The following is a 24596-nucleotide window of genomic DNA, read 5'->3' on the forward strand; positions in this document are numbered from 1 at the left end:
AATTCAAATAAGGCTTATTTTTTTGCAATCGAAAAGATTTTTTTTACCAGCCACGTCCTCCTAGCCGTAAGCGCAAGGAGGTCCGCGTAACTCGCTTGGGTATCATGCAACTGCTGCTGGCAAGTTTTTTCTCGCGCGGCCACGACGCCAAGCTCACATGAAACTTCATTGAGTGAATTTATCAATCTAGATATCTCAACCCTGCTTTCGGAGAGCGCTTCCTCCATCTTCTTGTGCGATTCTTTCAGCTCGCTCAACTCAGTATGTTGTTTATAAAAAACATCGTTATGATGCTGTCTCAGCGCCTGGAGTTCAGCCTGCTGCAAGAGATTCTGTTCATCTCGTTGCTCTAGAGCCCTATCAACTGCCTCACGCATTGGCGAAGAGAAAAGAGCCAGCATTTCGGAGAATTCGATCTGTGAATTTTCGATAACCTGCCAGTAATCACTCCGCATTTCATTGCACACAGAATACACACGCTCTGCAAAAGTTCTGTCTTTGCGTTGCGGATCTGCGTTTGAGTTGTGATCATGATGACGATTCTCAACTCCCAAATAAGCATCAACTTCTTGCTTCGAATCTTCGATCGAAACGGGCCACTCAAGCTCCAGTTCGGCCGCAACCCGCTCCACACTGACAGCCCAATCCATCAACAATTGATCATAGGTAATTATTGATCGAGGAATTTCACGCGTAGCTTTTTCAGCTTCAAAAAAGTATTCAAGCCACAAAATTTCAGTATGTTTGGCCCCCCACTTATCCTCACCGACCATTCGAGCTACAGAACTCGCAACTTCATCCGGATGGCGGGTTACCAGTAACGCACGGGGCGCAATGTTCAGCGAGCGAAGCACTCTGAGCCATAGAGGAACAATACGACACATTCTGGGCTCTTTGATAATCCAGAGCGCTTGGTCGCCATATTCACGTTGAACCAGTTCGACCAGTTCTTCATGTGCCTTCTGGGTCGCTGGATGCTCAAGCCATCCTTCAGGCATCTCACTGACATCAAACCAAGTGCGCCCTAAAGCCGTTAAGAGCCGCTCATGAATGGCCAACGCGTCTGCGCTTTCAAAAAAACCTTTAGGGTTGGGTTTGGCTGCAGGCAACAAATTTCCCGACAACGCCGCCCCGCGTAGATTCAGCACACGGGTTACTGCCGAGGTACCGCTACGAGGCATTCCCAATACTAAAATTGCTGTAGGGTTATTCATGATTAGTTACCGATAAATCTATCGAGGAAAACCATAAATCGGGCGATTCAACCAAATCTGTCAAACCGGTAGAAAGGCGTGATGGGTTAGGCAGCACTCGAAACATTCCGATATCGATTTTTCGATCCAAGAACTGCTCTTGTCCATCTAGAACAGCCAGCACCCCAGCGTTCAAAAAATACATTGCAGGCATTAACTGACAAACAAAAGGAAAAACAGCCTTGACTCGAGTTCCCTTTTCTACAATATCAATCGCATCCTGGATCGTGGAGCTGACTGCACCGCTCAGTTCCAGCCCGGATGTAGTACGAATCATCATCCCGAATCTTACCTTCTCGGCAGACTCTGAAAAGTCTGCTTCGTACACAAAATTATAGGCCTCACCTTCCTGAATCACGTTGACTCGGCGACCATCGAGAGTCTCGATTTGAGGATTAATTATGGACACGCCGTTGGACTTGTAACTTAATGTACTTTGAGGGACCATGCCCTCATCGTAATAAGCATCCTCTTTGGCCTCAGCATCTTTCTTAGCACTGATTACCAACTTTGAGTCGACTCTATCGGCGACTGAAACAAACTTATCAGTGCCTTGCAATTCATCACTTACTTGCAATTTTATTTCTGCCCTCAGTGCCTCTACAGAGTCAGCAGGAGAATAAATTAGCTTATGATACTTGGAGACAACCGACTTTGGACCACCAAGGGCAAGTAACTCCCCTTGATCCAGGAGAATAGCTCGGTCACAAAGCTCTGTTACGATCCCGGCAGAATGAGATACGAACAGAATCGTAGAACCGTCATCTCTCAGACGCTGAATACGTGCAAAACACTTACGCTGGAAAGCTTCATCACCAACGGCCAGCGCCTCATCTACAATAAGCAAATCCGGGCTCACGTTGATGGCTACGGAGAAAGCCAAACGGACATACATTCCGCTTGAATAACTCTTTACCGGCTGTTCTATAAAATCGCCTATATCGGCAAATGCTGCGATTTCCTCAAATCGAGAATCGATCTCTTCCTTGGAAAGGCCAAGTACAGAACCATTCAAGTAAACATTTTCACGGCCGGTAAAGTCCGGATTGAAGCCAGCACCCAATTCAAGTAGTGCAGCGATTCGTCCGTTAACCTTTATCTCACCTTGACTAGGAAATAACGTGCCGCAAATTAGCTGCAGTAAAGTTGACTTACCGGAACCATTACGACCAACGATCCCAAAAGTCTCTCCACGCTTGACTTCAAAGCTAATGTTTTTTAGAGCATGAAACTCTCTAAACCATATCTTTTTCTTACTTACTGGAGAAAGCATCTGCAGAAGTCGATGATGAGGTTTGTCATACACAGGAAAGCTTTTACTTACATTGCTCACAATTACTGCAGAATCAGAGCACATCGCCAAACCCCCTTCTTGTCGCTGAAAACCATGTATAACCGACTAATGCAAACAGAGAACTGGCCAAGGCATACAGCCCCAATCCGCTCCAATCAGGCATCCCCCCCCAAAGAGAAACCTCTCGAGCCTGATCGATAATAAAGGTCAATGGATTGAGCGAAAATACAAATCGATATTGCTCTGGGATGGCATTAACCGGCACTACAGCCGAAGAGGTAAACAACAGTGCAGTGGACAGCACTCCCGTAACCTGACTGACATCACGAATATAAACACCTAGCGCTGAAAGAAACCAGCCAACCCCCAGCATCAATATGACCAAGGGTAAAAACACTACCGGCAAAAGAACAATACTCCAAGAAAATTGATGATCGACTGCCAGCCTTAGTATGATTAGAACTACAACATTCATAAAGGTATGAAACAACGCCGAGACCACCATCGGCCAAGGAAGTATTTCAATCGGAAAAATAACTTTCTTAACATAACTTACATTACTGGTAATCAGCATTGGAGCACGAGTGAAACACTCCGCAAAAAAACCATGAACGATAAGACCAACGAAAAGAATTATCGCAAAACTATTGACCGAACCGGCTGGCTGAGGCCAGCGGCTATTAAGAATGCTGCCGAATGCAAAAGCGTAAACACACAACATCAAAAAAGGGCTTAAAATAGACCATAACAGGCCAAAACTAGCCCCCCGATATCTGCCAAGCACTTCACGCTTGCTCAATGCAAGAATCAAAGAACGATTACGCACAACCGAAACAACCGGTGCAAATACACTTGCTTTTAAACTTCCAACAAAACTGGCCATAGCCACTCCAAGAAGCATCACACTATCTAACAAACAAAATAATTTCAATAATCAAAGAAACTACTTATATAAACTGCATAGACCAACACTGACAAACGGGGAAAAACCTCCAAACTCCGCTCCGAAGCTGATGATTCTTCCGCTAAAGCCTTAAATCTATACACCTGCATACATAATCCTATTCAAATCCTATTAAGCAGCACGGCTGCCCAGAGAGCCAAATTCCCCTGCAATGTTTGTCTATAAACACCTGAACGTATTAAAAAGATACAGCGCTTCAATAACGGCGAGCATCTAGCCCTTTCAAAATTCTCCAGGACCATCAAATTTGAGGGCGGCATACGCTCTTTTAATGGATCAACCGCTTTAAGGTTGCGTCTATTCCACTCAAGAAAACGACCACCGAGCATTTTCCTTAAGCGCGTAAAACCGGATAAAACACCTGCATTAGCACCGATAACATTATCTGAATGCTGCCTATAGCTGACATGCGACTCGAAATCGTAATAAACTCGACCACCACAAGCCGTCACCAGTATGTAAAACCACCAATCATGTGAAATGACGTCTGAATTGGCGGTAACGCCAGCTATTGCTTTCAACGCATGGTTGAACACCATCGTATTTCCACCCGCAAGACTTTGTACCAGGGCATTCTTAAAACTTGGCGGATATTTAAAAAGTGGTGAGTTACCAACCTTCACTCCAAATTCATTGACCAGCGCTGTTCGCCCGCAATAAAGTGAAGGGATGTCAACCGCGCAATTTTTTAGCCACTGAATAGCAACGCAGAGTTTATCTTCTGACCATATATCGTCCTGATCACAGAACGCATAATATTCCGCTGAGATATCCTGTTTTTTGACTAAAGAAATAAAATTATTCGCGTAACCTTGCTGCGGACCGGAGAGTATAAAAAATCGTTCTGCGCCTATCTTTTTTTGATAGAGACGCAAAATCTCCAAGGTATGATCTTGTGATCCGTCATCAGACGCATAAATAACCCAATTATCATAAGTTTGGCTGATAATAGAGTCTATCTGCTCCGCGAGATAGCGCTCCCCCTGATAGGTGCAAAGTAATATCGCGACCTTCCCAATCGTCTCATTACTAACGCTCACCGCATTGCTTTCCTTGACTAAAAAAGAGTCACTCACCGTACGCAGACCGCTTTTCCAAGGTGCAAAACGTTTTTCGGGGGGAGCATGTTCGATACCTTCGGGGCTTTTGTCAAAAAACGGAGGCCACTGTCAGAAATCATTGGTTCTGACATCAGCAGCTTGGGGATCCTGAAATCGAAGGAAATACGAATATCAGGGTGTCCGATCTTATCAAACCCACGCCTGGATCTCAAAATATCACCGCTGGACCGTGATTCTTAGAAACATTCTGGCCAACGTTGCCCCTCACGGTAGATAACCCTCGAAAGTCACGAAAGCCCCCCCCTATTGGGGTGAAGCCGCTCCCGCCTCAAACCTCCAGGCAAGAACAGCGATTGGAAAATAGGCCAGCAAAATTCCTACCACACCTTCCAAGGCATTAAGGGCGACCAGCACAGCAATGGGTAGGAGCCAAAGTATGTTAATTGCGAATACAGCCAACGTAACAAACCGATGGCTCTTAAAGTACCTTGAAGCATTTTGATAAGCGTGGCTGCAGTGAGCCTGATAAATTTTTTCGCCTCGGGTAATTCGGCGCAAAAGTGTAAACGTGGCGTCTACCACAAAGACGCCAAGCAATATCAACCAACACCATAGAAAATGAGGTGAATGCCAAGCTGAAACAAGAGAAAGCCCACCTATCGCAATACCAAGAAACCCGCTACCGGCGTCACCCATGAATATTTTCGCAGGAGGAAAGTTCCAAAAGAGAAACCCCATGGCCGCTGCAGCCAGTAACAAAGGTGCACCGACAAGTTCTGGTGTTCCCGCAACGTAGTAAATGACACACATCCCTAAACAAGCACAAACAGCCTCTATACTTGCAAGACCGTCAATACCATCCATAAAGTTATATAGATTGAGAACCCAAACCAGATACATCGCGCCCAATGCTGGTCCAGCCCACCCCATATCTAATACTTGGGAAAAAAATAAAATGGGTGCCAACCCGTTCAACCAGAACAAAACCCAGGCAGCAGCGATAAAATGCCCCAGAAGTCGCCATCTAGCAGCGATATGCCCATGATCATCAGCAAAGCCTAAAATGGCTACAAGTAAGCCTGCGCCGCCAACTGCTGCTGCCTCAGACAGCGTTAAAGAGTCAAACCTGACAAGTATCGGAAGCACTGCAATGAAAGAGATAACAATTGCAACGCCCCCGCCTCTAGGGGTAGGTACTGTGTGGGAACTTCGCTCATTCGGGACATCCATTATGCTTGCATTGAGTGCGTAATGGCGCAACGCCCACGTCAACACGAGGGAGATGCAAAGAACAAATATTAATAGCCAACAGAAAATCATAACTTCCGATTATCCTGAAAGTGAAGCGCACTGCGGCGAAACGCTAGATCCCTTGTAATCGGAGGAAACCACCCCAACAAACTGCATGTTTCACTGATATCAACTTGCAGTGAACTACAAAGGCGTTGAATCACGGCTCTGCGCCCTGTCAAAAAGCCCGCCAATTTCAATAGAGTTGCCGGAATGGGAAGCAAGCGACTTTTTTTCCCTAAAGCTTTTGCCATTAATCCAAGCAACTGTGATGTGGATATATCTGCACCATCACTGACCATCAATACACGCCCCTTAGCGGAAGGGTGACTGATACAGGTGACAATCAAATCCACCAGATTTTCAACAAATACCAGGCTTCGCTGGTTATGAATAGCACCTAGCGGAAGAGGAACTTCCCTGTCCAGCCAGTTCATCATATCGAGAAAATTCGCTTTGACGCCTGGCCCATAGACTAGCGGAGGTCGAATAACGACCAACTCCATACCTGTTTCTAAACTTATTTTTCTTAGCCCCTCTTCTGCTTCGAATTTTGATAACCCATAAGGATCTTTCGGCACTGAGCTTAGAGCAGGCGTGAACGGACAACCTGGAAGAGTACTTTCACCATTAACTTTAATTGAGCTTATATATATAAAACGCTTTACGCCCGCACGGGCGGCATTTCGCGCCAGATTCAACGTACTGTTGACATTGATTTTCCGGAACTCCGCCAGAGCGTCCGGTGCAGTTTCGTCCATAACATGAACCCTGGCAGCACAGTGAACGATTGCGTGAACACCATCAAGAGCAAACCCGATATCAGGTGAATTCATATCCCAGTAAACAGTTTTACACAGCCCACTGATTTTTGACTGGGAACGCACGGTAGCTAGTGGCGTAAATGCCTTATCAATAAGTAACTTAAAAACTACCGCCTCACCTACGAACCCTGTTGCCCCCGTAACCAAGACCAACGGTTGATTCATCTTTTCTTCGTCCCTGACAGCGCTGCAACCCAGCATAAAATAAAGAAAAGCGCTTTATCGCGTTTACGTCGCCGACACTGGCATGAACTCAATGACAGAAAAATCAACTCTCTACGGCTAAAGCCGATCCACTGACGAACAAATCGCTCCTCAAGCAGATCCAACAACTCTACAATTATTCGTACCTGCTTGAACCACCAACCGTCCCGCACTGTTTTGTAACGTGCGATTAATGTCTTGAACCCGGTATTCGCACCGACTTGATTACGCTCATGTTGTCTGTATTGCATAGTGGACACAGGATCAATCACCCACTTGAATCCACGACTACGAGCAAACGCATAACAGTACCAATCGTGCAGATCAACACACTGTAGCGCGAACCAATTAGTAAGGAGTGAGACTTTAAGAGCGTCTGCCAGTCTGCGTCCTAACACATAGGTGCAGCCCGGCCCTGCTGCCTCGAACAAGTAGTCCCATTCGACTTGGGGTTGGGCCTTATCTAACAAGCGAGCATTTCCGCCTGCCCAAAATGCAGTGACGTTGCTCGAATATGCGTCAAACTGATGATCAATCAGCGTGCGTGTCGCCCGAACAAGCTTCTCTTCATGCCAAATATCATCTTGATCGGCAAAGGCAACAAAGTCGTGCCTGGAAAAGTCGACATCCCGTATCAGGCGAAAGAAATTACGTGAGGCCCCACCGAACTTGCCTTGCGGTGGCAGAACAACCACATTGGAATGACGTGCTGCATAGGCAGCACACCAAGCCTCAGTGCCATCGGTGGACGAATCGACACTGATGTAGATCGATACATCGGTCATGGATTGGGCTTGAATCGAATCAAGTTGTTGCTCGATCCAAAGCATACCGTTATAGGCAGCCAGCAAAACTGCAACGCTTTGATTTTCTACTGGCATGCGAATCCTGCATAGACGGTGCTGGATTTACTAATCCAGAGTGTGCTTCGCTCTATTTACAGCGAGCCATGATCCAATAGTTTTTGTAGATATTGGCCGTACCCGGTTTTTTTCAGGCGTTCTGCCTGAGCCCCAAGTTGCTCAGCGTTAATCCACCCATTGGTATAGGCAATTTCTTCAAGACACGCAATCTTGAATCCTTGACGATGCTCAATGGTGTGCACAAAGTGGCTGGCTTCGAGCAAAGAATCATGAGTCCCTGTATCAAGCCATGCAAAACCACGCCCAAGCATTTGAACACTAAGCGCTTTTTGCTCAAGATAAACTCGGTTGACATCAGTAATTTCCAACTCGCCTCGTTCTGACGGCTTGATGCTTTTGGCGATATCAACAACCTGATTGTCATAGAAGTACAAGCCAGTTACTGCATAGCTGGATTTTGGCTGATCAGGCTTCTCTTCAATACTCAAGGCACGGCCAGAATCATCAAACTCAACGACACCAAAGCGCTCAGGGTCAGAAACATGATAGCCAAAAACTGTAGCCCCACTTTCCTGATTACTGGCAGCGCGCAGGTTGTCCGAGAAATGATGCCCGTGGAAAATATTGTCGCCAAGAATCAAACAGCAAGGATCTTTGCCAATAAATTCCTCACCGATAATAAATGCCTGAGCCAAACCATCAGGACTTGGTTGCTCCGCATAGGTCAACTTTATGCCATACAGGCTGCCATCTCCCAGCAGCTTGCGGAAACAAGGCAAATCCTCAGGTGTAGAAATAATGAGAATTTCCCGCATACCCGCAAGCATTAGCACCGACAGCGGATAGAAGATCATTGGCTTGTCGTAGATAGGCAGCATTTGCTTGGATACGCCAAGGGTAAGCGGGTGTAGGCGCGTACCCGAACCGCCAGCGAGAATGATACCTTTACGATTTGTAGTGATCATTTATTTAAAACTTCCATAAGCATTCTGGTCACACCACCTTGCCAATCCGGCAAGTGCAGAGAGAAATTGTCGCGGATTTTTTGAGTATTCAAACGCGAATTCAATGGCCGGCGAGCAGGGGTAGGATAGGCCGTCGTTTCAATCGGACTCACATTCTTGACTGCCAGTTCCTCACCCACCGCTCGCGCGAAGTCAATGACGTGAACCGCATAACCGTGCCAAGAAACCTCACCACCGGCGGCCAAGTGATACAGGCCACCCAGTTCAGGTGCTTGCTGTACTTTCTGAATAGCCAAGACAGTAACATCAGCAATGAGATCTGCACCTGTAGGGGCGCCGATTTGATCAGCGATGACATTGAGGCTTTCGCGGTCTTTCGCCAGGCGCAACATCGTTTTGGCGAAGTTGTTACCGCGCGCGCCATATACCCAACTGGTACGGAAGATCAGGTGCTTGCAACCGGACTCCAGAATCCCCTGCTCACCCGCAAGCTTGCTGGCTCCGTAATGATTTACCGGAGCCACGCCGTCTGTCTCCTGCCAAGGATCCACACCGAGACCGCTGAACACGTAATCGGTTGAATAATGAACCAGCCAAGCATCCAGAAGCGCTGCTTCCTCTGCCATCACACGGGTCGCCTCACCGTTGACCCGATCAGCCAACTCCTTGTCCGACTCAGCCTTATCTACCGCGGTGTATGCCGCGGCATTCACAATCACATCGGGCTTGATCTGACGAATAGTCGAGCGCAGTGTGTCGAGGTTTGCCAAATCACCGCACAATTCACCAACCGCATTACGATCCAGTGCAATCAAATCACCAAGGGGGGCGAGAGCGCGTTGAAGCTCCCAGCCAACCTGGCCATTTTTGCCGAGCAACAAGATTTTCATTTTTCCACCGAACGGTCGCTGTAGTTGGCATCAATCCACTGCTGGTAGCTGCCGCTTTTCACGTGCTCCACCCATTCGGTATTAGTCAGATACCACTCGACAGTTTTACGAATTCCCGACTCGAACGTTTCTTGCGGAGTCCAGCCCAACTCTTTCTGGATCTTGCTGGCATCAATTGCATAACGCTGATCGTGGCCCGGGCGGTCCTGGACGTAAGTGATCAGGCTCGCATGCGGTCGATGGGCTGAATCAGGGCGCAACTCATCAAGCAAAGCACAAAGGGTGTGCACCACTTCGATGTTTTGTTTTTCGTTATGACCGCCGATGTTGTAGGTCTCACCGATTACACCTTCAGTGACGACTTTGTACAACGCACGAGCGTGATCTTCGACATACAGCCAGTCACGAACCTGGTTGCCCTTGCCGTAAACCGGCAGCGGCTTGCCCTCCAGCGCATTGAGAATGATCAACGGAATCAATTTCTCAGGGAAGTGGCAAGGGCCATAGTTGTTTGAGCAATTTGTAACCAGCGTCGGCAGACCATAAGTACGAGCCCATGCGCGAACCAAATGATCGGAGCTGGCCTTGCTGGCCGAATAAGGCGAACTTGGCTGATAAGGAGTAGTCTCGGTAAAGAGATCTTCTGGCCCTTCAAGATCACCGTAAACTTCGTCGGTCGAAATATGGTGAAAACGGAAGTTGGCTTTACGCACATCATCCAGTGCAGCCCAATACTGGCGCGCAGCTTCCAGTAGCGTGTAAGTTCCGATGATGTTGGTCTGGATAAATTCCGACGGGCCGGTAATCGAGCGATCGACGTGGGACTCTGCAGCCAAGTGCATGATGGCATCGGGTTGGTGTTCACGCAGAACACGGTCAATCTGATCACGATCACATATGTCGACACGCTCGAACACGTAGCGAGGATCACCGCTAACTTCTGCGAGGGACTCGAGATTACCGGCATACGTCAGTTTATCGACGTTGATTACTGCGTCGCTGGTATTGGAAATGATGTGACGGATGACTGCCGAGCCGATGAACCCGGCGCCGCCGGTAACTAGAATTTTCACGCGAAACCATACCCTTGAGCTGCGGACAGTGACACCAACGAGCACTGTCTAATCCATGAATGCAGAAGCCATCAAACCTGAGGCTTCCGTCAGAGTCAGTCTAAATCGACGTGGAAATAAGCCACTATCGAACAAGGGTTGCATTTTACAGCTTAATGAACGTTTTACTAATGGATATGGATAGGTTGGAGCGCAATTTCGACAGGCGCCCTGCGCCTGTCATCTTCAGACAAGACGCTTGCGCGCAGCTCTGGACGAACGTCCCAGAAACCAACCCAGAATCGGACCAACCAGCATGCCAGCAAGCAATGCGATGACCACCACCAATGACACTGGAAGCTGCGGCCCGGCCAACCCAAGAAACATCAACGAGATTGGCTGCTGATTCTCAAGCACAAACGCAAGAATCACCAATACCAGCAACAATATGAAAGCACCTAGAAGTATGCGTTTGAGGTTACGCACGAGTAACTCCTTGCAGGGCAGCGACTGTCAAACCCCCTCCTCCTCTTCCTCATTCACCCGGTCACGCAATTCCTTGCCCGGCTTGAAATGCGGAACGAATTTGCCGTCAAGACTGACGGACTGGCCAGTCTTAGGATTGCGACCTACGCGCGGCGCACGATAGTGCAGGGAGAAGCTGCCAAACCCACGGATTTCGATGCGATCACCGGTGGCCAGGCATTGGGACATTTGTTCAAGCATGGTCTTGATGGCCAGCTCCACATCCTTGGATGAGAGTAGCCCTTGATGGGTGACAATTCGTTCGATCAACTCCGACTTCGTCATATTTTTCCCTTCTTTTTCAAGCAGCTAGATCAGCGCTTGAAAGGTTTTAGCACGCCCGGAAGATTTTGAACAGCCCAGGGATTGACATATCTTCCTTGGCGCCGAAACGCCCGTTTTCCGCGCACAAAGCACAAGCCGAAGCCGCGCACATTCAACGGCACATGACTAGCATGGTTCGAGTGACGTAGCCTGCCGGATTGAAGCCAAACGGATATTCATCTTCATCCCTGGCCTGATCAGATCGGGTGATTACCTTGTAACCCGCCCCCTTGCACTCCTTCGCTGCGCGCTTTTGGCACTTCTCCCACCCCGAACCCAGACCAGAGCAGTCAATCTCGATACCGCTGACGCCACGCACGGCATGCGTTTTGGCACTTGTGGTACATCCAGCCAAAACCAACACCGCAAACAACACAATAAATCTGTTCATCCACTTCCTTATGCCAGGCAACGCCCGACTACCGCACGAGTAATACCCAGCTTAGTCGCGAATAGGCGATTGATCCGATTAAAGAAACAGACAACTCGTTGAAGAGATTGGTTTCACCGTAGCCCCGACATACGCAAACCGCGGCACACCTCACCAAATCGCAGGCACAAAAAAGGGCGACCGAAGTCGCCCTTTTTCATGATCAAGCAGAACTTAGTTCTGTTTGGCCATTGCTTGACGCAGCAGTGCCGCCATAGTGGTGTCAGCTGCTTCACCTTCCGGAGCTGCTTTCAGGCTCTGGATGGCTTCTTTCTCTTCAGCATCGTCTTTCGACTTGATCGAGAGCTGGATTACGCGGCTCTTGCGATCAACGCTGATGATCTTGGCTTCAACTTCCTGGCCTTCTTTCAGAACGTTACGCGCGTCTTCAACGCGGTCACGGCTGATTTCGGAGGCTTTCAGGGTCGCTTCGATGTCGTCAGCCAGAACGATGATGGCGCCTTTGGCGTCAACTTCTTTCACGGTGCCAGTAACGATAGCGCCTTTGTCGTTAACCGAGACGTACTCGGAGAACGGATCGCTTTCCAGTTGCTTGATGCCCAGGGAGATGCGCTCGCGCTCTGGGTCAACCGACAGGATGACAGTATCCAGCTCGTCGCCCTTCTTGAAACGACGTACGGCTTCTTCGCCCACTTCGTTCCAGGAGATGTCGGACAGGTGAACCAGACCGTCGATGCCGCCGTCCAGACCAATGAAGATACCGAAATCGGTGATCGACTTGATGGTCCCGGAGATCTTGTCGCCCTTGTTGAACTGGCCAGAGAAGTCTTCCCATGGGTTCGACTTGCACTGTTTGATGCCCAGGGAGATACGACGACGCTCTTCGTCGATGTCCAGAACCATGACTTCCACTTCGTCGCCGACTTGTACGACTTTCGAAGGGTGGATGTTCTTGTTGGTCCAGTCCATTTCCGAAACGTGTACCAGACCTTCAACGCCCTCTTCCAGCTCAGCGAAGCAGCCGTAGTCGGTCAGGTTGGTTACACGAGCGGTAACGCGAGTGCTTTCTGGGTAACGGGCTTTGATAGCAACCCATGGATCTTCGCCCAGTTGCTTCAGGCCCAGGGAAACACGGTTGCGCTCGCGATCGTATTTCAGAACCTTGACATCGATTTCGTCACCAACGTTGACGATCTCGGAAGGATGCTTGATGCGCTTCCAGGCCATGTCGGTGATGTGCAGCAGGCCGTCCACGCCACCCAGATCGACGAATGCGCCGTAATCGGTGAGGTTTTTGACGATACCTTTGACTTGCTGGCCTTCCTGCAGGGATTCCAGCAGAGCTTCACGCTCGGCGGAGTTCTCGGCTTCCAGGACACTGCGACGGGAAACGACAACGTTGTTGCGCTTCTGGTCCAGCTTGATGACCTTGAATTCCAGCTCTTTGCCTTCCAGGTGCGTGGTGTCGCGCACTGGACGGACGTCAACCAGGGAACCTGGCAGGAACGCACGGATGCCGTTAACGTCGACAGTGAAGCCGCCTTTAACCTTACCGTTGATAACGCCCTTGACCACTTCCTCAGCTGCGAAGGCTGCTTCCAGAACGATCCAGCATTCAGCGCGCTTGGCTTTTTCACGGGACAGCTTGGTTTCACCGAAACCGTCTTCAACCGAATCCAGAGCTACGTGAACTTCGTCACCGACATTGATAGTCAGGTCACCAGCATCGTTGTAGAACTGTTCCAGCGGGATGAGTGCTTCAGACTTCAGACCAGCGTGAACGGTTACCCAGCGAGCTTGGTAATCGATATCAACGATAACACCGGTGATGATGGAGCCTGCCTGAAGGTTCAGGGTCTTTAGGCTTTCTTCAAAGAGTTCCGCAAAGCTTTCGCTCATTTTAATTCCTGTAGATGAGGGCGAAGAATACGCCCATCTCCACACCCCAGACGGTGTGGGTTAGTTTCATTTAAAAGAAGCGCTGCAGGACTATGACTGGTCCCCTGCGGCCTTCTTGGTCACCCGGCGATATCGCGAATGGCGATCTCGCTCATGATGCGTTCAAGCACCTGATCGATGGACAACTCCGTGGAATCCAGCTGGATCGCATCAGCCGCCGGCTTGAGCGGGGCTACTGCGCGCTGGGTATCACGCTCGTCGCGTGCACGGATCTCATCTAGCAGACTCGACAGACTAACACCCTCGACTTTGCCCTTCAACTGCAAATATCGGCGGCGCGCCCGTTCCTCGGCACTGGCGGTGAGGAAAATCTTCAGCGGCGCATCCGGAAAAACCACCGTACCCATGTCGCGACCATCGGCCACCAGGCCCGGCGCTTCCTGGAAAGCACGCTGGCGCTGCAGCAGCGCCTCACGTACCGCCGGCAATGCCGCCACCTGGGAAGCGCCGGAACCGACACTTTCAGTACGGATGACATCGCTGACTTCATCACCCTCAAGGATGATTCGCTGCAACTGACCGTCGGTCGCGGCGATGAATTGCACATCCAGATGAGCGGCGAGTTTCTTCAGCAGCTCTTCATTGGTCAGGTCGACACCATGGTTGTGCGCAGCGAACGCCAGCAGGCGATACAGCGCACCGGAGTCCAGCAGGTTCCAGCCCAGACGCTTTGCCAGGATCCCGGCGACCGTGCCCTTGCCCGAACCGCTAGGCCCATCGATGGTGATGACCGGTGCAATGTTTTTCACGACTGAGCCTCTTGTGCCACACGAATGCCAACCTGGGCGCACAGCGCGAGGAAATTCGGGAACGACGTCGCGACGTTGGCGCAATCATGGATGCGGATCGGCGCAGTGGCGCGCAGCGAGGCGACGCTGAAGGCCATGGCGATGCGGTGATCACCGTGACCATGCACTTCCCCGCCACCGATCTGGCCGCCATCAATGATGATGCCGTCCGGGGTCGGCTGGCATTTGACGCCCAGCGCCAGCAAGCCGTCCGCCATCACCTGAATGCGATCCGATTCCTTGACGCGCAGCTCTTCAGCACCGGTCAACACAGTACGACCTTCGGCACACGCCGCCGCCACGAACAGCACCGGGAATTCGTCGATGGCCAGTGGCACCAGCGCTTCCGGAATCTCGATACCTTTCAGTTTAGCTGCCCGAACGCGCAAGTCAGCTACAGGTTCGCCGCCGACTTCACGCTGATTTTCCAGAGTGATATCGGCACCCATCAGACGCAGGATGTCGATGACGCCGGTACGGGTCGGGTTGATGCCAACGTGCTCCAGCACCAGTTCGGAACCTTCGGCGATCGAGGCCGCCACCAGGAAGAACGCCGACGACGAGATATCGCCCGGTACTTCGATGTGAGTCGCGGTCAGCTTGCCACCGGACTCGACCGACGCGGTAGCGCCATCGACGCTCACCGGATAGCCGAAACCACGCAGCATGCGCTCGGTGTGGTCACGGGTCGGCGCCGGTTCGGTCACGGTGGTCTTGCCTTCCGCGTACAGCCCCGCCAGCAGCAGACAGGACTTCACCTGCGCACTGGCCATCGGCATGGTGTAGGTCAGACCTTTGAGTTTGTGCCCGCCACGAATGGTCATCGGTGGACGACCTTCGGCAGCGGTTTCGATCACGGCACCCATTTCACGCAGCGGGTTGGCCACGCGATTCATCGGACGCTTGGACAGCGACGCATCGCCGGTCAGGGTGCTGTCGAAGCTCTGCGCCGCCAGCAGGCCGGACAACAGGCGCATCGAAGTGCCGGAGTTGCCCAGATAGATCGGACCCGGCGCCGGCTTCAGGCCATGCAGGCCGACGCCGTGAATGGTCACGCGACCGTGGTGCGGGCCTTCGATGACCACGCCCATGTCGCGAAATGCCTGCAAGGTGGCCAGGGCATCTTCGCCCTCGAGGAAACCTTCAACCTCGGTCACGCCTTCGGCCAGCGAGCCGAGCATGATCGAACGGTGGGAAATCGATTTGTCACCTGGTACGCGAATCCGACCGGACAGGCGGCCACCAGGTTGAGCCAGGAAAATCAGATCGTTGGAATTCATAGCGTCCACATAGGCCCTGCGGGCCAGGATTTTACTGAAATGCTCGCGGGCAACCCGGGCGCGCGTGAAGACGCCCAACAATTGGTGCCCATCCCCTGCATCGACCGCGTCGCGCAAAGCGTCGAGGTCGCTGCGAAATGTATCGAGTGTGCGCAGGACAGCCTCGCGGTTGGCGAGGAAGATGTCGTGCCACATCACCGGGTCGCTTCCGGCGATTCTTGTGAAATCGCGGAAACCGCCCGCAGCGTAACGGAAGATCTCAAGGTTTTCATTGCGTTTGGCCAACGAGTCGACCAGACCAAAGGCCAGCAGGTGCGGCAGATGACTGGTCGCGGCCAACACTTCGTCGTGGCGCTCGACCTGCATGTGCTCGACGTCGGCACCCAGTTCGCGCCACAAGCGATCAACTACCGCCAGCGCGGCCGGGTCGGTTTGCTCGAGCGGCGTCAGAATCACCTTGTGCCGACGGAACAACTCGGCGTTGGAAGCTTCCACCCCGCTCTGCTCGGAGCCGGCAATCGGATGGCCCGGGACGAAACGCGCCGGCATACCACCGAACACCTCGGTCGCCGCGCGCACCACATTGCCCTTGGCGCTGCCGACATCAGTCAGTATCGCCTGCCCCAGGTCGACACTTGCCAGACGGGCCAACACTTTTTCCATGGCCAGGATCGGCACCGCCAGTTGAATCACGTCGGCGCCCTGACACGCAGCGATCAGGTCCTCTTCACAACGATCCACCACACCCAACTCGACCGCCAGCTTGCGCGATTGCGGGTCGAGATCGACCCCGACCACTTCGCGGCAAAGACCGCTTTCACGCAAGCCTTTGGCAAACGAACCACCGATCAATCCCAGACCAACCACTACAAGGCGACCGATCATAGGTGCAGCAGATTGCAGAGCAGTGACATCACCCACGAGCCAGAACCTTACGCAGCGCTTCGAGGAAGCGGCTGTTTTCCGCTGGCAGACCAATGGTCACCCGCAAGTGGTTAGGCATGCCGTAGTTGGCTACCGGGCGCACGATTACGCCTTCGCGCAACAAGCCCTGGAAAATCGGCGCAGCTACCTGACCGAGGTCGACACAGATGAAGTTGCCTTTGGACTCGATCCAGCTCAAACCCAACTCACGGAAACCTGCCTGCAACTGCAGCATGCCGGATTCATTGAGCTGACGGCTTTGCGCCAGATACTCCTCGTCTTTCAGCGCCGCACAAGCCGCGGCCAGGGCCAGGCTGTTGACGTTGAATGGCTGGCGTACCCGGTTGAGCACGTCCGCCACCACCGCAGTGGACAGGCCATAACCGACGCGCAGCGCCGCCAGGCCGTAGGCCTTGGAGAACGTGCGCGATACCAGCAGGTTCGGGTACGCCGCGAGGAAATCCAGACCGTCTGGCAGATCACTGCCTTCGGCGTATTCGATGTACGCCTCGTCCAGCACCACCAGCACGTGCTCCGGCACGTCCTGCAGGAACTCGTCCAGCGCTTCGGCGCCAAACCAGGTACCGGTCGGATTATTAGGGTTGGCGATGAATACCACGCGAGTGTTGGCGTCGATGGCCGCGAGCATCGCCGGCAGGTCATGCCCCCAATTCCTGGCCGGAACCACTTTGGCTTGCGCACCGACCGCCTGAGTGGCGATCGGGTAAACGGCGAACGCGTGCTCACTGAACACGGCGTTCAGGCCCGGCGCCAGATAGGCGCGCGCCACCAGCTCGAGGATGTCGTTGGAGCCGTTGCCCAGGGTCACCTGGTTCAGCTCGACGCGGCACTGCTCGGCCAGCAGCGATTTCAGCGCAAAGCCGTTGCCGTCCGGATAACGGGTCAGTTCGGCCAGCTCTTCGCGGATCGCCGCCAGCGCTTTCGGGCTGGCACCCAGCGGGTTTTCATTGCTGGCCAGTTTGACGATTTTCGCCGGATCCAGATCCAGCTCGCGCGCCAGTTCGTCCACAGGCTTGCCCGGAACGTACGGCGAAAGTTGTTGCACGCCCGGCTGTGCCAGAGCGAGGAAGTTGCCACTCATTTGCTACCGCCCCTTAAAGAACTGCTTTCGGGTAGGAACCCAGCACTTTGAGTGCTACTGCTTCCTGACTGATCTTTTCCAGCACACCCTTGATCAGCGGATCACGGTGGTGGCCGACGAAGTCGATGAAGAACACGTAGGTCCATTTGCCGCTGCGCGACGGACGGGTTTCGATCCGGGTCAGGTCGATCCCGTTGTCATGGAACGGCACCAGCAGTTCATGCAGCGCGCCAGGCTTGTTGCTCATCGAGACGATGATCGAAGTCTTGTCGTCGCCGGTCGGCGGCACTTCCTGATTACCAATCATCAGGAAGCGCGTCGAGTTGTCCGGACGATCTTCGATCTTCTCGGCCAGACGCGTCAGGCCATACAAGCCTGCAGCCATGTCGCCGGCAATCGCCGCCGAGTTCCACTCACCCTTGACCCGCTTGGCCGCTTCGGCGTTGCTCGACACCGCCACGCGCTCGACATTCGGATAATGCGCATCCAGCCACTTGCGGCACTGGGCCAGCGACTGGGCGTGGGAGTAGATGCGGCTGATGCTGTCGGTCTTGGTATTTTCACCGACCAACAGGTGATGGTGGATGCGCAGCTCGACTTCGCCGCAGATCACCATGTCGTGTTCGAGGAAGCTGTCGAGGGTGTGGTTGACCGCGCCTTCGGTGGAGTTCTCCACCGGCACCACGCCAAAGTTCACCGCACCCGCCGCGACTTCACGGAACACTTCGTCGATTGCCGCCATCGGCTTGCTGATCACCGCGTGACCGAAGTGCTTCATGGCCGCCGCTTGGGTGAAGGTGCCCTCAGGGCCGAGGTAAGCCACTTTCAACGGCTGCTCAAGCGCCAGGCACGAGGACATGATTTCGCGGAACAACCGCGCCATCTCTTCGTTGCCCAGCGGCCCCTGATTGCGCTCCATCACGCGCTTGAGCACCTGAGCTTCACGCTCGGGACGATAGAACACCGGCACTTCGCCTTCGGCCAGCGAGGCCATCTTTACTCGCGCGACTTCCTGGGCGCACCGCGCACGCTCACTGATCAGCTCCAGGACCTTGCTGTCCAGAGCGTCGATGCGAACGCGCAGTGCCTTGAGTTCTTGCTCGGACATCAGCCGTGTTCCTTCTCGAATTCAGCCATGTACGCCACCAGCGCGTTGACGGCGTTGATGTCGACGGCGTTGTAGATGGAGGCGCGCATGCCGCCCACGGAGCGGTGGCCCTTGAGGTTGAGCAGGCCGCGTTCGTCGGCACCGGCGAGGAACGGCTTGTCCAGGCGATCGTCAGCCAGACGGAATGGCACGTTCATCCACGAGCGGTCCGACTTGTTGATCGGGTTGCTGTAGAGACCGCTGGCGTCGATGAAGTCGTACAGCGTGCGCTGCTTGACGTCATTGAGTCTGGCGATCGCTTCAACGCCGCCCTGCTCTTTCAGCCACTGGAACACCAGACCGGACAAGTACCAGGCCAGGGTCGGCGGGGTGTTGTACATCGAACCGTTATCGGCCGCGACCTTGTAGTCGAGCATGGTCGGGCACAGCGCACGAGCCTTGCCCAGCAAGTCTTCGCGGATGATGTTGACGACGATGCCGCTCGGGCCGATGTTCTTCTGTGCGCCGGCGTAGATCATGCCGAAACGCGAGATGTCGACCGGACGCGAGAGAATATCCGAGGACATGTCGGCGACCAGCGGCACATCACCGGTTTCCGGGATCCACTGGAATTCCAGACCACCGATGGTTTCGTTCGGCGCGTAGTGAACGTAAGCGGCGTCTTTCGACAGGTTCCACTCGTTCTGCCCGGGAATGGCGAAATAGTCGTAAGGCTTGGCGGTGGCGGCAACGTTGACGTGGCCGTAGCGCGAGGCTTCTTCGATGGCTTTCTGCGACCAGATACCGGTGTCGATATAGTCGGCGCTGCCGTTTTCCGGCAACAGGTTCAGCGGGATCTGCGCAAACTGCTGGCTGGCGCCCCCCTGCAGGAACAGCACTTTATAGTTCGACGGGATATTCAGCAGGTCACGCAGGTCCTGCTCGGCCTGGGTGGCAATGGACACGAACTCATCGCTGCGATGACTCATTTCCATGACCGACAAACCCTTGCCGTGCCAATCAAGGAGTTCCCCCTGGGCACGTTGCAGGACAGCTTCAGGAAGCGCCGCAGGACCGGCACAGAAGTTATAGGCTCGCTTGCTCACATCCAATCTCGCTCTGACTTGGTGATACACAAAAAATCTGTAAATCGGTGATTCTGCACATCGAAATCTGTACATCGCCCCATGTAGGAGCTGCCGGAGACTGCGATCTTTTGATCCTGCCTTGTCCAATCAAGATCAAAAGATCGCAGCCTCCGGCAGCTAATACAGGGATCATGTTTCATACCGGACAAATAACAAGGGGGCGAATTTTCATCCGCCCCCTCGATTGTCCGCTTATTCCTGCGGCTCTTCGTCAGCTGCGGCGTCGAGTTGCTGGTCCTCGGCAACGTCGTCGATCACGACATCACCGTCGAACTCGACACCCTCTTCACCTTCAAGCTCTTCGCCTTCGACTTCCGACGGCTCTTGAACCCGCTCCAGACCGACCAGGGTTTCATCCTTGGCCAGTTTGATCAGGGTCACGCCCTGGGTGTTACGACCCAGGCTCGACACTTCGTCGACACGGGTACGCACCAGAGTGCCCTGATCGGAGATCAGCATGATTTCTTCGCCGTCGAGCACCTGAACCGCACCGACCAGACGGCCGTTACGCTCGTTGCTGACCATGGCGATCACGCCCTGACCGCCACGCTTGTACTCAGGGAACTCGGTGATCGCGGTGCGCTTGCCGTAACCACGCTCGGAAGCGGTGAGGATCTGGCTGCCTTCTTCCGGGATCAGCATCGAAATCAGCTTCTGCCCTTCCGGCAGACGCATGCCGCGTACACCACGAGCGGTACGACCCATGGCGCGCACGTCGGATTCCTTGAAGCGCGTCACTTTGCCGCCATCGGAGAACAGCATCACTTCGCGCTCGCCATCGGTAATGGCCGCGGAAATCAGCACGTCGCCTTCGTCCAGCTCCAGCGCGATCAGACCGACGCTGCGCTGACGACTGAAGGATTCCAGCGGGGTCTTCTTCACGGTGCCGTTGGCGGTCGCCATGAAGATGTAGTGACCTTCGGTGTATTCCTCGACCGGCAGCATGGTGGTGATGTATTCACCGTCATCCAGCGGCAGCAGGTTGACCAGCGGACGACCACGGGCGGCGCGGGATGCTTCCGGAATTTCGTAAGTCTTGAGCCAGTACACCTTGCCCTTGCTGGAGAACAGCAGCAGCGTGGTGTGACTGTTGGCTACCAGCAGGTGAGCGATGTAGTCCTCATCCTTGACGCCGGTCGCCGATTTGCCTTTGCCGCCACGACGCTGAGCCTGGTACGCAGCCAGTGGCTGAGTCTTGGCGTAGCCACCGTGGGAGATGGTCACGACGCGCTCTTCTTCCGGGATCATGTCGCCCAGGGTCAGGTCGAGACGCGCATCGAGAATCTCGGTGCGACGCACGTCGCCGTATTCGGCACGGATCACTTCCAGCTCTTCGCGGATCACTTCCATCAGGCGCACGGCGCTGTTGAGGATGCGGATCAGCTCGCCGATCTGGTTGAGGATCTCTTGATACTCGGCCAGCAGCTTCTCGTGCTCCAGACCGGTCAGACGGTGCAGACGCAGTTCCAGAATGGCTTGCGCCTGCTCTGGCGACAGGAAGTACTTGCCTTCACGCAGACCGTATTGCGGATCGAGGTTTTCCGGACGGCACGAATCGGCGCCGGCACGTTCAACCATCGCCACCACCGCCGAGGATTCCCAAGGGGTGCTGACCAGCGCTTCCTTGGCTTCCGACGGGGTCGGCGACGCCTTGATCAGGGCGATCACCGGGTCGATGTTCGACAGGGCAACGGCCTGACCTTCGAGGATGTGACCACGCTCGCGGGCCTTGCGCAGTTCGAATACGGTACGACGGGTGACCACTTCACGACGGTGACGGACGAAAGCTTCCAGCAGATCCTTGAGATTCAGAATCCGCGGACGGCCATCGATCAGCGCCACAATGTTGATGCCGAATACCGATTGCAGCTGAGTCTGGGCGTAGAGGTTGTTGAGGATCACCTCAGGCACTTCGCCGCGACGCAGTTCGATTACGACGCGCATACCGTCCTTGTCGGACTCGTCGCGCAGCTCGGTGATGCCTTCAAGCTTCTTCTCTTTGACCAGCTCGGCGATCTTCTCGATCAGACGCGCCTTGTTCAGCTGGTACGGCAGCTCGGTGATGACGATCTGCTGACGGCCACCGACCTTGTCGATGTCTTCGATGATCGAACGGGCACGCATGTAAATGCGGCCGCGACCCGTGCGGTAGGCTTCGATGATGCCGGCACGACCGTTGATGATCGCGGCCGTCGGGAAGTCCGGACCGGGGATGTATTGCATCAGCTCATCGACGGTCAGCTCGGGGTTGTCGATGAGGGCCAGGCAACCATCGATGACTTCACCGAGGTTGTGCGGCGGAATGTTGGTCGCCATGCCCACGGCGATACCGCTGGAACCGTTGACCAGCAGGTTGGGGATGCGTGTCGGCATCACCGCCGGGATCATTTCGGTGCCGTCGTAGTTCGGCACCCAATCCACGGTTTCCTTGTGCAAGTCGGCCAGCAGCTCGTGCGCCAGCTTGGTCATGCGCACTTCGGTGTATCGCATGGCTGCGGCGTTGTCGCCGTCCACCGAACCGAAGTTGCCTTGACCGTCAACCAGCAGGTAGCGCAGGGAGAAAGGCTGAGCCATGCGGACGATGGTGTCGTACACCGCCGTATCACCGTGCGGGTGATACTTACCGATCACGTCACCGACAACACGGGCAGATTTCTTGTACGGCTTGTTGAAGTCGTTGCCCAGCTCGCTCATCGCGAACAGTACGCGACGGTGCACGGGCTTGAGGCCATCGCGCGCATCCGGCAGTGCACGGCCGACGATTACGCTCATCGCGTAGTCGAGGTAGGACTGTTTCAGCTCGTCTTCGATATTGACCGGGAGGATTTCTTTGGCCAGTTCGCCCATGAGAAGCCTGATTCCTTTTTCTGGTGAAACTTCGTCATGTCCATATGGGATGAACGAAGCTCGTCGGGGCAGGCTGAGTGCCATGCGCCGACTTACGACAAATCAACAAATTGAACCGTGGATTTGCGCAGTAAAGACAGCTCCGTGAAGCTGCCTCGGAAAACGCCGGATGTTATCACAAGAGCCGCCACGCACCTATCCCCCAGATGCGCATGGAGCATAGTTAGTTGACCGATGACAGGCGCAAAGGGGACGAGAGAGGCTCAGAGCTTCTTTGAATGCAGATTTGAGGTCAGGTTTGGGGATGTTTATTGACTTTCAGGCCCCCTTCGCGAGCAGGCTCGCTCCCACATTGTTCTGTGGTGATCACAAAATCTGTGGGAGCGAGCCTGCTCGCGAAGAGGACGACGCCGACATCAAGCCAATCAATGCAGGCGTTTGCGGCACATCAACTGGGCCATTTTCGCCGTATCCGGACGTTCGACGATGCCCTTTTCAGTGACGATCGCGTCGATCAGATCCGCCGGCGTCACGTCGAACACCGGGTTGAATGCCTCGACGTCCGCCCCCACGCGCTTGCCGCCCACCTCCAGCAACTCGGCGCCGTCACGCTCCTCGATCGGGATTTCGTCGCCGCTGGCCAGAGTCATGTCGATGGTCGAACTCGGCGCCACCACCATGAAACGCACGCCGTGGTGCATGGCATTGACCGCCAGTTGATAGGTGCCGATCTTGTTCGCCACATCGCCATTGGCGGTGATGCGGTCAGCGCCGACGATCACCCAGGTCACACCTTTGGTTTTCATGATGTGCGCGGCCGCCGAGTCGGCATTCAGCGTCACCGGAATACCTTCGTTCGCCAGCTCCCAGGCCGTCAGGCGTGAGCCCTGCAGCCATGGCCGGGTTTCATCGGCATAAACCCGCTCGACCATGCCTTCCAGATAGGCCGCACGAATCACCCCCAGCGCCGTACCGAAACCGCCGGTAGCCAAAGCGCCGGTGTTGCAGTGGGTCAGGATTGCCTGGGCATTGCCCTGATGCTTGCGGATCAGATCGACACCGAGCTGAGCCATGGTCAGGTTGGCTTCGCGGTCGCTCTCATGAATGGCAATGGCTTCGGCTTCCAGCGCCACCAGCGGATCGGCATTGTCCTTCAGGCGATCGAGCCGATCGTGCATGCGATTCAGCGCCCAGAACAGGTTGACCGCCGTCGGCCGCGAGTCGGCCAGCAGAGCGAAATCCTCTTCCAGCGCCGCGTACCAGTCGCCGCCTTCGGCCACGCGGGCGCGGGCCGCCAGCACAATGCCATAGGCCGCGCTGATGCCGATCGCCGGCGCGCCACGCACCACCATCGAACGAATGGCTTCAGCTACACCGGCAGCGCTGGTGTAGGCAATCCAGGTTTCCTCGAACGGCAAAATACGCTGATCCAGCAGGTGGAGCGCGCCATCTCGCCAATCGATGGCCTTTACTTTCTCCGCAGCCAACAGTCGATCGCGCATCCCTCACCCCGCACTCATGAACAAAAGCCGCCGATTATAGCGATCCCCCCGCGAAGACG

21 protein-coding genes are annotated in these 24596 nt (G+C 54.1%); all 21 read right to left on the bottom strand.

Annotated features, from left to right (window positions below):
• Window positions 1-14 precede the first annotated feature (14 nt).
• Window positions 15-1214, bottom strand: a complete 1200-nt coding sequence (locus BW33_RS09980; RefSeq protein WP_081794199.1) for a sulfotransferase — start codon at window positions 1212-1214, stop codon at window positions 15-17.
• Complete coding sequence (locus tag BW33_RS09985) at window positions 1207-2610, bottom strand: ABC transporter ATP-binding protein (protein ID WP_047598687.1); 1404 nt, start codon at window positions 2608-2610, stop codon at window positions 1207-1209. Before BW33_RS09985 ends, BW33_RS09980 begins: the two co-directional genes overlap by 8 nt.
• Window positions 2600-3430 (bottom strand): ABC transporter permease, encoded by an 831-nt coding sequence (locus tag BW33_RS09990; RefSeq protein ID WP_047598688.1) that lies wholly within the window; start codon window positions 3428-3430, stop codon window positions 2600-2602. The genes BW33_RS09985 and BW33_RS09990 overlap by 11 nt, the downstream gene beginning before the upstream one ends.
• Before the next feature lie 182 nt (window positions 3431-3612).
• Complete coding sequence (locus BW33_RS09995; protein WP_047598689.1) at window positions 3613-4551, bottom strand: glycosyltransferase family 2 protein; 939 nt, start codon at window positions 4549-4551, stop codon at window positions 3613-3615.
• A 324-nt stretch (window positions 4552-4875) separates the two neighbouring features.
• Window positions 4876-5892: an MraY family glycosyltransferase gene (locus tag BW33_RS10000; protein ID WP_047598691.1), complete on the bottom strand. Its 1017-nt coding sequence runs from the start codon at window positions 5890-5892 to the stop codon at window positions 4876-4878.
• Window positions 5889-6851, bottom strand: a complete 963-nt coding sequence (locus BW33_RS28400) for a UDP-glucose 4-epimerase family protein (protein ID WP_081794200.1) — start codon at window positions 6849-6851, stop codon at window positions 5889-5891. The genes BW33_RS10000 and BW33_RS28400 overlap by 4 nt, the downstream gene beginning before the upstream one ends.
• Window positions 6848-7771, bottom strand: a complete 924-nt coding sequence (locus BW33_RS10005) for a glycosyltransferase (protein ID WP_047598693.1) — start codon at window positions 7769-7771, stop codon at window positions 6848-6850. The genes BW33_RS28400 and BW33_RS10005 overlap by 4 nt, the downstream gene beginning before the upstream one ends.
• A 56-nt stretch (window positions 7772-7827) precedes the next feature.
• Window positions 7828-8718 carry a glucose-1-phosphate thymidylyltransferase RfbA gene (gene rfbA, locus BW33_RS10010; protein ID WP_047598694.1) on the bottom strand — a complete coding sequence of 297 codons (891 nt, stop codon included), beginning with the start codon at window positions 8716-8718 and terminating at the stop codon, window positions 7828-7830.
• Window positions 8715-9608 (bottom strand): dTDP-4-dehydrorhamnose reductase, encoded by an 894-nt coding sequence (rfbD, locus tag BW33_RS10015; RefSeq protein WP_047598695.1) that lies wholly within the window; start codon window positions 9606-9608, stop codon window positions 8715-8717. Before rfbD ends, rfbA begins: the two co-directional genes overlap by 4 nt.
• A complete protein-coding gene (gene rfbB, locus BW33_RS10020) occupies window positions 9605-10681 on the bottom strand; it encodes a dTDP-glucose 4,6-dehydratase (RefSeq protein ID WP_177327477.1) in 1077 nt (358 codons plus the stop codon). Before rfbB ends, rfbD begins: the two co-directional genes overlap by 4 nt.
• A gap of 225 nt (window positions 10682-10906) precedes the next feature.
• Entirely contained in the window at window positions 10907-11146 is a 240-nt protein-coding gene (locus BW33_RS10025) for a LapA family protein (protein ID WP_047598698.1), read from the bottom strand.
• 27 nt (window positions 11147-11173) lie between these two features.
• A complete protein-coding gene (gene ihfB / locus BW33_RS10030; RefSeq protein WP_003189779.1) occupies window positions 11174-11470 on the bottom strand; it encodes an integration host factor subunit beta in 297 nt (98 codons plus the stop codon).
• A gap of 151 nt (window positions 11471-11621) precedes the next feature.
• The gene (locus BW33_RS10035; RefSeq protein WP_047598700.1) at window positions 11622-11900 is read right to left on the bottom strand and encodes a hypothetical protein; all 279 of its coding nucleotides are present in this window, start codon (window positions 11898-11900) and stop codon (window positions 11622-11624) included.
• A gap of 213 nt (window positions 11901-12113) precedes the next feature.
• On the bottom strand, window positions 12114-13799 hold the full coding sequence (gene rpsA, locus BW33_RS10040; RefSeq protein WP_007963626.1) for a 30S ribosomal protein S1: 1686 nt from the start codon (window positions 13797-13799) through the stop codon (window positions 12114-12116).
• Between the two features lie 119 nt (window positions 13800-13918).
• Window positions 13919-14608, bottom strand: a complete 690-nt coding sequence (gene cmk / locus BW33_RS10045; RefSeq protein ID WP_015093983.1) for a (d)CMP kinase — start codon at window positions 14606-14608, stop codon at window positions 13919-13921.
• Entirely contained in the window at window positions 14605-16812 is a 2208-nt protein-coding gene (locus BW33_RS10050; RefSeq protein WP_047598702.1) for a bifunctional prephenate dehydrogenase/3-phosphoshikimate 1-carboxyvinyltransferase, read from the bottom strand. The genes cmk and BW33_RS10050 overlap by 4 nt, the downstream gene beginning before the upstream one ends.
• Window positions 16813-16840: 28 nt before the next feature.
• Window positions 16841-17953: a histidinol-phosphate transaminase gene (hisC, locus tag BW33_RS10055; protein WP_047598704.1), complete on the bottom strand. Its 1113-nt coding sequence runs from the start codon at window positions 17951-17953 to the stop codon at window positions 16841-16843.
• A 13-nt stretch (window positions 17954-17966) separates the two neighbouring features.
• The gene (pheA, locus tag BW33_RS10060) at window positions 17967-19061 is read right to left on the bottom strand and encodes a prephenate dehydratase (RefSeq protein ID WP_003226907.1); all 1095 of its coding nucleotides are present in this window, start codon (window positions 19059-19061) and stop codon (window positions 17967-17969) included.
• A complete protein-coding gene (gene serC / locus BW33_RS10065) occupies window positions 19061-20146 on the bottom strand; it encodes a 3-phosphoserine/phosphohydroxythreonine transaminase (protein ID WP_047598706.1) in 1086 nt (361 codons plus the stop codon). The genes pheA and serC overlap by 1 nt, the downstream gene beginning before the upstream one ends.
• Window positions 20147-20380: 234 nt before the next feature.
• Window positions 20381-23035: a DNA gyrase subunit A gene (gene gyrA / locus BW33_RS10070; RefSeq protein ID WP_047598708.1), complete on the bottom strand. Its 2655-nt coding sequence runs from the start codon at window positions 23033-23035 to the stop codon at window positions 20381-20383.
• A 425-nt stretch (window positions 23036-23460) separates the two neighbouring features.
• The gene (gene mtnA, locus BW33_RS10075) at window positions 23461-24537 is read right to left on the bottom strand and encodes an S-methyl-5-thioribose-1-phosphate isomerase (RefSeq protein WP_047598709.1); all 1077 of its coding nucleotides are present in this window, start codon (window positions 24535-24537) and stop codon (window positions 23461-23463) included.
• Window positions 24538-24596: the final 59 nt, after the last annotated feature.

The sequence above is a fragment of the Pseudomonas sp. RIT288 genome (genome assembly GCF_000631985.1).
GTDB lineage: Bacteria > Pseudomonadota > Gammaproteobacteria > Pseudomonadales > Pseudomonadaceae > Aquipseudomonas.